General features: G+C 26.5%; 10 protein-coding genes and 1 pseudogene. 3 read left to right on the top strand and 8 right to left on the bottom strand.

The window, feature by feature from the left end:
• Positions 1-85: 85 nt before the first annotated feature.
• The 4 genes from thsA to KQY27_RS08250 all read right to left on the bottom strand — a co-directional run bounded on the left by thsA (position 86) and on the right by KQY27_RS08250 (position 4,757).
• Positions 86-1,753 (bottom strand): thermosome subunit alpha, encoded by a 1,668-nt coding sequence (gene thsA, locus KQY27_RS08265; RefSeq protein ID WP_224426105.1) that lies wholly within the window; start codon positions 1,751-1,753, stop codon positions 86-88.
• Positions 1,754-2,155: 402 nt separating this feature from the next.
• On the bottom strand, positions 2,156-2,365 hold the full coding sequence (locus tag KQY27_RS08260; protein WP_224426104.1) for a hypothetical protein: 210 nt from the start codon (positions 2,363-2,365) through the stop codon (positions 2,156-2,158).
• Positions 2,366-2,633: 268 nt separating this feature from the next.
• Positions 2,634-3,260: a class I SAM-dependent methyltransferase gene (locus KQY27_RS08255; RefSeq protein ID WP_224426103.1), complete on the bottom strand. Its 627-nt coding sequence runs from the start codon at positions 3,258-3,260 to the stop codon at positions 2,634-2,636.
• 273 nt (positions 3,261-3,533) lie between these two features.
• Positions 3,534-4,757 carry an FprA family A-type flavoprotein gene (locus KQY27_RS08250; RefSeq protein WP_224426123.1) on the bottom strand — a complete coding sequence of 408 codons (1,224 nt, stop codon included), beginning with the start codon at positions 4,755-4,757 and terminating at the stop codon, positions 3,534-3,536.
• Between the two features lie 504 nt (positions 4,758-5,261).
• Between KQY27_RS08250 and KQY27_RS08245 the strand changes: the two genes are divergently transcribed.
• The 3 genes from KQY27_RS08245 (at position 5,262) to KQY27_RS08235 (ending at position 7,919) form a co-directional block, all read left to right on the top strand.
• Entirely contained in the window at positions 5,262-6,647 is a 1,386-nt protein-coding gene (locus KQY27_RS08245) for a cyclic 2,3-diphosphoglycerate synthase (RefSeq protein WP_224426102.1), read from the top strand.
• Between the two features lie 100 nt (positions 6,648-6,747).
• Positions 6,748-7,212, top strand: a complete 465-nt coding sequence (locus tag KQY27_RS08240; RefSeq protein WP_224426101.1) for a GyrI-like domain-containing protein — start codon at positions 6,748-6,750, stop codon at positions 7,210-7,212.
• A 182-nt stretch (positions 7,213-7,394) separates the two neighbouring features.
• On the top strand, positions 7,395-7,919 hold the full coding sequence (locus KQY27_RS08235) for a RimK/LysX family protein (RefSeq protein WP_224426100.1): 525 nt from the start codon (positions 7,395-7,397) through the stop codon (positions 7,917-7,919).
• 48 nt (positions 7,920-7,967) lie between these two features.
• On the opposite strand, the pseudogene KQY27_RS08230 reads toward KQY27_RS08235, so the two are convergent.
• From KQY27_RS08230 to KQY27_RS08215, 4 genes and pseudogenes are all read right to left on the bottom strand, one after another.
• Positions 7,968-9,038 (bottom strand): annotated as a pseudogene (locus KQY27_RS08230) (virulence RhuM family protein).
• Positions 9,039-9,288: 250 nt separating this feature from the next.
• Complete coding sequence (locus tag KQY27_RS08225) at positions 9,289-11,124, bottom strand: AMP-binding protein (RefSeq protein ID WP_224426099.1); 1,836 nt, start codon at positions 11,122-11,124, stop codon at positions 9,289-9,291.
• Between the two features lie 127 nt (positions 11,125-11,251).
• The gene (locus KQY27_RS08220; RefSeq protein WP_224426098.1) at positions 11,252-12,193 is read right to left on the bottom strand and encodes a hypothetical protein; all 942 of its coding nucleotides are present in this window, start codon (positions 12,191-12,193) and stop codon (positions 11,252-11,254) included.
• Between the two features lie 275 nt (positions 12,194-12,468).
• Entirely contained in the window at positions 12,469-13,356 is an 888-nt protein-coding gene (locus KQY27_RS08215; RefSeq protein ID WP_224426097.1) for an NAD(P)-binding domain-containing protein, read from the bottom strand.
• Positions 13,357-13,361: the final 5 nt, after the last annotated feature.

Genomic DNA, 13,361 nt, shown 5'->3' with positions numbered 1-13,361 from the left:
AAAATATAAAAATGAAAATGAAAAACGAAAAAATTAAAAATATGATAAAATAATTAAAAAGTTGAAGGTAAAAAGATGTAAATAATTACATCATAGGAGGCATTCCACCCATACCGCCCATACCGCCCATGCCACCCATAGGAGGCATACCACTATCATCTAAATTATCATCTGTATCAACAGCTTCTAGAGCACCTCTAGCAGCTATAAGATCATCTATTCTTAGAATCATTTCAGTAGCTTCAGCAGCTGACTGAATAGCTTGTTTTTTAACTCTTTGAGGTTCAACAACACCAACTTTTTTCATGTCAGTAACTTCCCCTTCAAAGACATCTAATCCCATAAATGCAGATTGTTCATGAGCTGCTCTTAAATCTGCTAGAATATTAATAGTATCTAAACCTGCATTTTCAGCTAAAGTAGATGGTACAATTTCAAGAGCTTCTGCAAATGCATTTACAGATAACTGTTCTCTTCCACTAATTGATTCAGCATATTCTTTAAGTTGGCGAGCCATTTCAATTTCTGGAGCTCCACCACCAATAACAACTTTTCCATCTTCAAGAGTTGCAGCTACAACACCAAGAGCATCTTCTAAAGCTCTTTCAATTTCTGCTGTAATATGTCTTGTGCTTCCTCTGAGAATAATAGAAACAGCTTTAGGATCTTTACATTCTTCTATAAAGACCATCATTTGGTCAAATATTTTCTTTTCATATACAATTCCAGCTTCACCTAAATCATCTGAAGTTAAATCTTCTACATTAGTAACAATTTTAGCACCAGTAGCTTTTTCAAGACGATTCATATCAGATTTTTTAGTTCTTTTTACAGCTAATATTCCAGCTCTAGAAAGATAATGTAAAGCCATATCATCTATTCCTTTTTGACAGAATAAAACATTAGCTCCAGAATCAATGATTTTATTAATCATTTCACGAATCATTTGTTCTTCATTTTCTAAGAAAGCTTGAATTTGATCAGGACTTGTGAGATTAATTTTAGCATCAGTTTCTAAATCTTTAACTTCTAAAGGATATTTAAGTAAGGCTATTTTTGCATTTTTTATCTTTTTAGGCATACTAGGGTCTGCTTTACCTTTATCTACAAGAATACCATCAACAATTTCAGATTCATCTACACTTGCACCAGAAACTCTTTGGATATTTATGTTTTTCTTATCAACTTCACCATCTTCTTCTACTTTAAGGACAGCATCAACAATTAACCTAGCTAATGGTTCTTTAGCTTTTTCTGAACCTTTACCAGTCATAGCAGTCATAGCTACTTTCATAAGAGTATCTTCATCTTTAGCATCAAGAGATATATCATTTAATATTTCAAGAATTTTAGCTACAGCTTGTCTGTATCCTTTTACAATAACAGTTGCGTGAATACCATCATCTAATAACTCTTCAGCTTTTTTAAGAAGTTCTCCAGCTATTATAACTGCAGTTGTAGTTCCATCTCCAACAACATCTTCTTGGTTTTTAGCTATTTGAACAAGCATTTTAGCAGCTGGATGAGCAATATCCATTTCTCTAAGAATAGTTACACCATCATTTGTAATAACTACATCACCCATACTATCAACGAGCATTTTGTCCATACCTTTTGGACCAAGAGTAGTTCTTACAGTTTCAGCTAAGATTTTTCCAGCCATTATATTCATTCTTTGAGCATCTCGACCTAAGAAACGTTGTGTATCCTCAGGTAATATAAAAATTGGTTGATTACCATTATACTGTGCCATTATTTCACCTAATAATTTAAAAATCAATTAATTATTAATTTATATGTAATAATTATATTTATTTGTAATAACTATATCTATTTGCTATTTATTTGCAATACATTTATTCTTATAATATATTATTTATAATATATTTATTTACAAAATTATAAAATTAAAAAACAAATTTTTCAAATTTGTAGTTAATACATAATAATATAGATGGGTTAGAAGTTATATAAAAATGTTATTATTTAATATAAATTATATTAAAAATGTAATTAAAAATAAAAATATGACTAAAAAATATAGTAAAAAATATTACTAAAAGATATTACTAAAAAATTTAGTTAAAAATATAGTTAAAGCTATGATTAAAAAATATGATTAAAATATTGATTAAATATTGATTAAAAATAAATTTTATCTATTTTTACCTCTTGTTTTTTTATTACAATCAAAACATAGGTCTTTTTTTACATTTGATTTAAAAGTTTTTCCACAACTTTTACATCTAAGTTCAATTAAAGTAGATTTTTTATCTACAATATCCAAAGAACATGCACATTTCCATCCCATTTTACCCTTTAAAGCTGCTTCAAAAGCTTTATCTTCATCAAGTTCCTTTGACATATTATTAAATATATTTTAAATATTTTATATATTTTTCTAAAAATTATTTATTTAAAAATTATTTATTAAATAAATATACAATTATCAAATAACTTATCAAAAATCTTCAATTTTTATATATTTTTATTTTTTATAAAATTTTAAGATAAAATATAATATTTTATATAATAAAAAATAAATAAAATAAATAGAAATAAATAAATATAAAGGAATATAAATGAGCATGAAGGAATATAACTAAATATAACTAAATGTAATGAAAACAAATTTAGGATTTATAAGCTATAGCACAAACCCAAGGAGTTCCTTCTTTTCTAAATGTTGAAATATTCGTAAATCCAGAGATAGATAAAGCTGAATACAAATCTTCCTCGGAAAAAATTTTCATATCTAACAATTCAATGTGTTCTTTCATTTCCTCAAGAATATCTTCGTCTCCAACAGCTTCATTACAAATGAAAATTACACCATTAGTTTTTAATACTCTATTAACTTCTTTTAAATCTTCAATGAAATTTGGCCAAAAGTAAACTGTTTCAAAACCTGTAACAATATCAAAAGTTCCATCATCAAATGGAAGATCTGATACAGATCCTTGAATTATTTCAACTTTCCCATCATCAATAGCTAATTTATTCATATTAGAAGATTTTTCAACACTAACTTCAGAATAATCAATACCATAAACTTTTCCCTTAGAAATCATTTCAGCAAATCTTTTAACATTTACTCCACCACCACAACCAATGTCTAAAATAACATCATTTTCTTTAATTTTTAAGTGGCTGACTCCCCATTGAGCTAATTTTTCATGAGATTCATTCATTCTCTCAATTATTTCAGAACCTAGTTCTCCTTTTGGTTTACGAGCATTAATTATTAATTTTTTATCCATAATTTACCAACGCATTATTATTATCAAATTACTTATTTTTATATAATGTATTATTAATTATTATCAACTTAATTATTTTTATCCAAATCATTATTAAAATAAAAAAAATCTAATAAATAAAAAATAAAAATATAAAATAGAAAATAAAGAAATAAAGAAATATAGAAATAAAAAATAAAGAAATAAACAAAATAAATAGAATAAAAACAAATTTAAGATTTATAAATTATAGTATAAATCCAAAAATTTCCTTCTTTTCTAAAATTGAAATATTTACTCATCTTTTAGTTGCTTAGCTATTTCTTTTCCAATATTATAACATTTTTCCATATCTTCATCAGTAGGGATATAAGTTAAATCATATTGTTCTACAACATCAAAACCTGCACCTTCAAGGTCTGAGGTAAGTTTTTTAGTAGCCCCACCACCCCAACCTTTAGAACCAAATACAACAGCCTTTTTTTGATAACCGGTCTTTTTAAAGCTAAGAGCATTGAAGTAATAGATTAAATCCCCTAAACTAGGATAAGGATTGTTCATCATAGTAGGACTACCAACAAAAATAGCTTTACTATCTAAAACATCAGTTACAACATCACTTCTATCATCGGTGTGTAAAAAATATGCTTTAGCTTCCATTCCCTCACTTATAACCCCTTCAATCATTGCATGAGCCATTGATTGAGTAGAGTAATGCATAGTATCATATAAAAAAGTTACTTTATTCTTACACTCTCCAGAACCCCATTCTTGATATTTAGCAATAATTTTTAAGGGGTCAGTCCATAATTGTCCATGAGACGGAGCTATTAAATTGATTTTTTCAAAAAGACCCAGTTCTACAACTTCAGTAAGTTTTCTAAGTACAAGAGGAGATGAAGGAGTAATTAAGTTAGCATAAAACTTTTGAGCATGCTGGATTAATATATCTTCTGAAATTTCATAATCATATCTATAGCTAGAACATATATGTTGACCAAATGCATCATTAGAAAAGAGAATTCCATCTTGTTCTAAGAATGTAAACATACTATCTGGCCAATGTAACATTGGAGCTTCTAAAAATGTGAAAGTTTTTCCACCAAGTTCAACAGTTTCTCCAGTTTTAACAGGGTTCATTTTAAAATCAGCTAAAGCTGGAAGATGATTCTTAAGACCAGATACTGCCTTAATTGAACAATAAAGTTCTAATTCTGGAAATTTTTTGGTGAATTCAGTTAAGCAACCACTATGATCTTTCTCAATATGATTTTGAATAATCACATCAATTTTAGGTTCTTTTCCTTCTTGTTCAAAAGCATCATATATTCTTGCCCATAACTGAGCAGATGATCCTGGATAAGTATTATCTATCAAAGCTGTTTTTTTTTCACCAAATACAAGGTAACAATTGTAAGTAGTTCCATCAAGGGTATATCCATGATAATCTCTTAAATCCCAATCAAGAACTCCTACCCAATATACTCCATCACTAATTTTTAATGCATCTGCTTTCATACTAACACCATTTAAAACTTTATCTTTAAAAATTCCTTTTTCTGCTATATTTTTAACATTTTGAATATTTTTAACACTTTTAACTTCTTTAATATTATTCAATCCCCCATTTAACACCCAAAAATATATTTTAATACATTAATATAATAATATATTTCAATATATACTAAGTCCAATGTTAGAATGTTGAATACTAGAATATATTTGATATTTTAATAATTTAATAATTTAGTATATAATTAATAAAATATTACAAAATATTATGTAGGTTTAATTGAATGTTACTATATAATTTAAAATATTTATATTTGTCCTTTCAATTATTAAACAAAAAAACATCAAATCAAAATAAAAAAACATCAAATCAAAATACATTAATAAAAAGTCATTTATAGTCTAAAAATTTATAGTCTAAAATATATATAGATATATTAAAATATTAATAATAATCAATAGTATTAAAATAATAATCTAAAAAATATAACAATCAAAAAAGTGGTTTTTATGAAAAATATGGAAAAAATGGTTTGTTTAGTTGATGGAGAACATTATTTACCAGTAACTAAATCTGCAATTGAAATATTAAATAATTTAGAACATATAGATGTAGTAGCCATGGTATTCATTGGGGGAACAGAAAAATTAAGAACCGATGATCCTGAAAGCTATGCTAAAATGATGGGAATGCCTGTACACTTTGGTCCTGATGAAAATAAAATCCCCTATGATTTAATTGTAGAAATGATTAGAGAGTATGATGCAGACGTAGTAATGGATTTAAGTGATGAACCTGTTTTAGATTATTCAAAACGTTTTAAAATAGCTTCAAGAGTAATTTCAGAAGGAGTGACATATAGAGGTCCTGATTTTGAATTTGAACCATTAACCGAATATGATATTCCTAAAAAACCATCTCTAAAAATTCTTGGAACTGGAAAAAGAATCGGTAAAACAGCAGTATCTGCTTTTGCATCTCGTTTGATTGATGAAAATGGCTATGATCCTTGTGTAGTAGCTATGGGACGTGGAGGTCCAGAAGAACCAGAAATTGTCAGAGGAGATGAAATGGAAATCACTCCTGAATTTTTAATGGAACAATCAGACAAAGGAGTTCATGCAGCATCAGACCATTGGGAAGATGCTCTTATGAGTAGAATTCTTACTATTGGTTGTAGAAGATGTGGAGGAGGAATGTCTGGTGATGTTTTCATGACAAACATGAAAAAAGGAGCAGAAATAGCTAATACTGTAGAATCAAAGTTCATAATATTTGAAGGAAGTGGAGCAGCTATTCCTCCAATAAAAACTGATAAACACATAACTCTCATTGGTGCAAATCAGCCCTTAATAAATATTACTAACTTTTTCGGACCATTCAGAGCTAATTTAGCAGACCTTGTTATTATCACAATGTGTGAAGAACCAATGTCAAATCCAGCTAAGATAAAAGCAATAGAACACTTTATTTCTGAAATAAATCCTGATGCAAAGATTATATCAACAGTATTTAGACCAAAACCTCTTGGAGACATTAGTGGTAAAAATGTATTATTTGCAACTACAGCTCCTGATGAGATAAAAGACGTTTTAGTAAATCACCTTGAGAAAAATTATTGTTGTAAAGTTATTGGAACTACACCACATCTTTCAAATAGACCATTATTACAAAAAGATATTGAAAAATATATAGATCATGTCGATGTAATGCTTACTGAGCTTAAAGCAGCTGCTGTAGATGTAGCTACAAAAGATTCACTTAAAGCAGGTCTTGAAGTTGTTTATTGTGACAATATCCCAATACCTATTGATAATAGCTATCCTGATCTTGATGAATCTATAATAGAAATAGTAGATGGAGCTATTGAAAATTTTAACAGAAATAAACAATAAAATAGGACAAATAATAATTTTTATAAGAATTATTGAAAATAAAAATTATTTAAATAGCGAGTATTGAAAATAGAAATTATTTAAAATAGGAAGTATTAAAATGCCACTTGTTTCACGTATTGAATTAATGAAAAAAGCTAAAAAGCCTGTAATTTCCATTAAAACCACAACAAATATGGAAACATTACCTATATTAATAGGAGAATGTTATGAAAAAATAGGAAATTATCTAGAAGAAATTGGAGAATATCCTGAAGATATACCATTTGTAAGATATTTTAATATGGATATGGAAAATCTGAAAGTTGAAATAGGTTTTCCTGTTTATAAAGAGTTACCGGGGAAAGATGATATAGAATTCAGCTATATTGATGAGATGAAAGTTGTTTGGGCCATATATCAAGGAGCTTATCAAGAAATGGGAGAAAGTTATGATAAAATAATTAAATGGATTGAAGATAATAACATAACTACAAATGGAACATTTTTAGAATATTATTACAATAGTCCTGAAGAAATTTCAGAAGATAAATTATTAACTGAAATTATAATGCCTTTAGAATAATAATATGTTCTATATATTTATTCTATAAATTTATTTTTAATATTTATTTAATATTTATTTTTAATAGTTTTATTTTTTATTTATGATATCAAACGTTATAATATAGTATAATATAGTATAATATGATATAAAATATCGTAATATCTATTTTATTAATAAATAAAACAAAAATAGGTGTTAATTTGGAAAAAGAAGATATAAAAAAAATCCTTAAATTTACAATAAAGGAAAAAGAAATAATCAAAGCATTAGATCTTCCAGAAGAAGTTTTTCTACCACTTTTCTTTTCAGTTAGGTTTGGAGGAGATTGGAGTGTGAAAAAAAACTCAAAAAATCTAATGTCTATAAAAGAAAAGATAACTGAATATAATGATAAAACAAAAATAGGATACACATTAGAAAAGATATATCTCTTTGTAAACCCAGAAATTTTAGCTGAAGAAGGTAAAATTTATAGAATGGAAAAATGTGGAAATAAGAATGAAAGAGAATTAGTAGAAAGACCTTATTCAACTACAGTTAATGGAGAATACATTCTTGAAGCAACATTAAATCCAAAAGAAATGAAAATAGCTGTTAAACACCTTCAAGGACCATTAAATTTCTTTGGACCAGCTGCTTATGGAACTTCTCATGAAATTGAACATTTAACACAGGGCGAAATTAATGGAATTCCTTTCTGGGACTTTCAGTATGTTTTAGAATGATATGATTAAAAATAATCTAAATAAATATTTAATCATATATCTTAAAAATTATTCTTTTGTAAGTTTTTTAGTTTTTTCAAGAAATTTATCAAAGTCAGATTTATATTCTTTATCTTGAATTATTCTAAACTTCTCATATTCGTCTTTAGCTATTTTATCAGCATCATATTTACTAACATTTCCTTTATCTTTTAGCAAATCATATTCATTAAACTCTAAGAATTTATCTAATTTTAAAGCCCAATCTTTCATATACATAGGTTTATGTCTTCTAGCTTGGTTTTCAGCATAATCTAAATACATACTAACAATAATATCTAATTCAGTTAATTCATCTTCATCAAGATAATTTTTAGCAATTATAACATCTTTTGAAATTATTTTTCCTTTAGGTGATTTTTCCCATGTTTTTAAACCCATATTATACTTATTACTACTTGCTCTTTCAGCTATTAATTCTGGAGCAGTTTTACCTGAAACCGCAAAATGTAATTTATTTTGAACCATAGCAAAGAATTCTTGAGATATTTCAGAGCTAGGGTTATAATCATAGCTTGTTGCATAAAGATCTGTGATTCGTTTAAAAACTGAAAGTTTTTAAACGTTAAAAAATCTTCGATTTTCTAAATTCTGGTAAAATCTTCTTTCTGATGCCCTTATTTCTTTTATTCTCTCAAGTAAGCCATCAAAGTAATCTTTTCCAAAACGGGTGCCTTTTTTCAATAATTCATCATCTAAAGCATATCCTTTGATAATATATTCTTTTAATATTTCACTAGCCCATATTCTGAATTGTGTAGCTTGTTTAGAGTTAACACGATATCCTACAGCTATTATTATATCAAGATTATAAAATGTGATTTCTCTTTCAACTTTACGTTTTCCTTCATTTTGAACTGTTGCAATATTTGCAACAGTTGAATCTTCTAGCAATTCCTCATCATCAAAAATATTTTTTATATGTCTAGATATTACAGATTTATCTCTTCCAAATAGCTGAGCTAATTGATTCAAATTTATCCATAATGTTTCATCCCCCAAAATAACTTCAACACTAACTGCACCTTCTTTTCCTTTATATAATATTGTTTCGATTATTTCTAAACTATCTTGAATCACTAAATCACCTGAAATAAAAAGTTGGGATATTAACTTATATTATAATTATATAAAATCAACTATTTAAAAGATAAGAAAGAGCAAATGAAAAGTAATAAGAATTAAATATTAATTGAAAATAGAATAAAATTTTTTATTTATATAATAAACAACTACAAATTCATTAGAAAAGAAATAAAAATTCTATTAAATAAAAAAATAAAAAAATGAAAAAATTTATTGTTTAAAATTATAAGGAAAAGCACCTATATTAAGGAATACCTTCTCCTTCATCATCATCATTTATTGTTATTTCTGAATAAATAGAATCACTAGAGTCTGCTATTTCATCCATTATTTCATTTTGAAGATCAACATAAGAGACTTTGCCCACATTTGTAAGAGGTAGCTCCTCTCTAAAGACAAATTCCCTTGGAATACTCCAAGTACTTAAATATTCTTTACATCTAGCTAATAATTCTTTTTCTAAAGCAGAAGAATTTTTATAACCATCTTCAAGTACTATATAAGCACGAATTCTTTCTATTTGATAATCATCAGGAACTCCCATAACACAACAATTAGCTACAGCTTTATGATCAATTAGTACATTTTCAATTTGTGTTGGGAAAACTGAATATCCTGAACTTTTAATAATTCGTTTAATCCTTTGTTTAAAGTAAACAAAACCATCTTTATCCATGCTTCCCAAATCACCAGTATGAACCCATTTATGGCCATCAGAGTGAGTTTGAAGAACTAAATCTGTTTCTTCTTTTTCTTTGTAATATTCTAACATAACAGAAGGCCCAGCTATACAAATTTCTCCATCAACATCTGCAGCTACAGTTTCTTGAGTTCCAATTTTACATATTTTATAGAGAGTATCTGGGAAAGGAACACCAATACTTCCAAAACGATATTCAGTAGGAGGAGTTAAACAACTTGCAGTAACGGTTTCAGTTAAACCATAACCCTCCCTAATACTTATAGTAGCTCCACGTTCAGCTATAAACTCTTCAAACTGTATTTTAATATCATTTGGCAAAGTGTCTGCACCTGAAAAAATACCTTTTAAACACGAAAAATCAGAATTAATCATAGTTTTACTTCTTGTTAATGCTGTAAATAATGTAGGAACACCTGCAACAAATTGAGGTTTATATTTTGAAAATGTTTTTGCAAAATCATCTGCTGTGAATTTTGGAACAAGAATAATATTTCCTCCAAAACAAAGTGCAGTATGCATAGATACACCTAGACCAAAGCCATGAAAAAATGGCATAATACACATCATTTTATCATTAACTTCAACATCAGCTTGAGAACCTGTTTGAAGAGCAAGAGCATTAAAATTTAAATTTGACAAAACAACACCTTTTTGCTTTCCAGTAGTCCCTCCAGTATAAAGGATAGCTGCAGGATCGTCTTTTTGAGATTTTGATAAGTCATTGGAAAATTTTGGAAGATTATTTGAAGTTTCATTTTTAATTAAATCAAGTAGATCTTTCCAATAAATTATATTATCTCTTTCAGGTATTTTTTGTATTTTTCTCCCAGCTAAAAGCCAATAACCTGCACGTTTTAATGATTTAAGATAATCTTGAATTTTACAGATAACTAACTTCTCTAAATTTATATTATCTTTTATCTTTTCAAAGTTAGAAAAAGCAAAATCAGTTGTAAAAGCAAATTTACTATCTGTAATAGATATAAAATACTCTATTTCTTTTGGAGCTGATAAAGGATGTATCATATTAGAAATAGCTCCAATTTTATTAATAGCATAAAAAAGAATAACAGTTTGAGGAATATTTGGAAGACATACTGTTACTTTGTCTCCTTTTTTAATTCCAATTTTAATTAAACCTCGAGCACAGTGATCAATAATAGTCAAAAGTTCCTTATAAGTTAACTGTAAACCCATAAACTCCAATGCATCAGCATCTGGAAGTCTATCTCCAACAAATTCAATCATCTGATACATATTTTTATCCGGATATTCAATATTTGGAAGAATATTCTCAGGATAATATTTTAACCAAGGCCTATCATAATTTAACGTATCTTTAGCAGGTTTTAATAGAAACTCTTTTAGTTTTTTCATTTAATCCCCCATTTTGCATTGTTGATATGGAATATTTAAGCATCTGATGTATACTTAATTTATTTATAGAATCATTATTTTATATTATACAGAAATTATTTTTTAAATATATTTATATATATTATTTTTATATATCGATTGGAACTTCTTTTAGTCTTTCATCTAATTGTTCAGGATTATCAATAATATTTTGAAGTAATTTCAGACTATTGATTGAATAAATACCATCATTAACTCTTTCATCTAAAGTAACTGAAACATCTACTTCATAACCTTCTCCAATAGTAGCTTTTTTTACTTTTCCTATTGTTATAAAAACAGAACAAGTTCCTCGATCATATAAATGATGAATAGGGACAGTGCCTAAATCTATACTTCCCAAATTTGAAATAAAAGCTGAACACTGCATAATATCCATTTCTCTTAAAAATTTTGGAGCATGACCAATAATAATACAAAAATTCATAAGCATTACAACAAAACTGATAATAAAGCTTGGAAGCTTAATAAAAGTGTCTAAAAAATCCCCATGATCATCATCAGTACTATTTTTAACTCCCTTAATTGTTGGAGTTAATATCTTTACAACATCTTCAATTTTAGAATCTCTTTCAAAAGTAGAAATAGTAACAGATTCTTCTCCTTCATCACTTAATTCTTTTTTTACAACATATGCAAGTTCAATGTTATGTCGTTGATAAATTTTCTTTCCAGCTACAAATCTATTTAATTGAGGTCTTAAAGCTAATACTCGAGTTATAGCTGCCATGAAAAAATGATTATAATTATATTTCTCAATGAAATCAAAATCAGAAGAATTCTCCGAATTTTTTATTTGCTCTAACTCTTTATTTTTCTTATTTAAATATTCAACTATATTAGTAGCATCAAATTTTTCTCTAAAATAAATACTAGAACCATTTCTTGTTTTCATCAAATAAGGCATGAGTTTTTGAAAAGAAGCTACATTTTTAACTAAATATCCATCCCAACGTTCTCCTTTCTTTCTTTCTCGTTTATAAGCCCTTGATTCAGTAGAATCATTATTTTTAGTATTATTCCCACCCATATTAATCAATATCTTATTATTTTTATTATATTTATTATCTTTATTATTATATTCTATAAATTTAATAATTAATTAAAATTTTAAAACTTATAGTTAAACAAACACTAAAATAAATTGAATCTAATATTATATAAATATTATTTAATTAATCTAGTAATAAAATTATAAAAAATTAAGAGATAAAAAAAAGATAAAAAAATAATAAAAAAATAAAAAATAAAAACAGTAAAAAACCGTCAAAAATAATAAAAAATAATAAAAGTTTGATATTATAATTAAGAATTAGAATAAATATTAGTTAAATCTTGTTTAACTTCATCATATCTTTTAAAAAGAATATAAAATAAGTTTTCAGCTAAAACATCAAAATTATCATCGATATGATTGAGTCCAATTTCAGTAATTCCTTTTTTAGTAGTAGTTCTTTTGATAATCTCATCAGTAGTGAGATTATTAGTATCAATTTGAATTAAAGTTCCCATAATAGTTTTAACAATCATATTTTTAATTCTATCATTATTTAAATTATTTTCAGATTTTAAACTAGCTTTATCAGCTAAATTATTAATCATAGAAGAAATAAATGCAGGGCCACAGCTAGTTAATATAGTAGCTACCTCTAAACTATTATTAATACTATTTTCCTCATTTTCAAAATCATCAAGTATCTCAATATAACTAAATTCATTGAAAATTTCTTCAACAAATTCTTTATCATCATTTAAAGTCTTTTTATTGTGTAAAATCAAAGATACACCTGCCTTAGATTTAAAATCTTTAGATTTTTCATTGAAAGTAGAGGCAATAGATGGAATAACTTGACTAACAGAACCTGTATAAATATTAGATATATTTTCAAAGCTTAAACCTGCACAAACGTGAATAATATGACTATTTTCATTTAAAAAAGGAGAAATTTCATTTATTAAATCTTTAAATTGAGGAGTCTCAACAAAAATAAATATTTTACTAGAATTTTTAGTTAATATCTTATTATCATCAGTAATAGCTATATTGGGATAATTATCTTTTAATTTATCTAATTTACTTAGATTTCTATTTGAAACAATCATCTCATGAGAATCAAAGATATTATGCTTTAAAATATTTTCTATAATCATCTGCCCCATATTTCCATAACCAATAAATCCAAATTTTTCCATATAAA

This window comes from Methanobrevibacter sp. TMH8 (assembly GCF_020148105.1).
Classification (GTDB): domain Archaea; phylum Methanobacteriota; class Methanobacteria; order Methanobacteriales; family Methanobacteriaceae; genus Methanobinarius.
The sequence above is the reverse complement of the archived record's forward strand: the minus strand, read 5'-3'. Positions and strand labels throughout refer to the sequence as shown.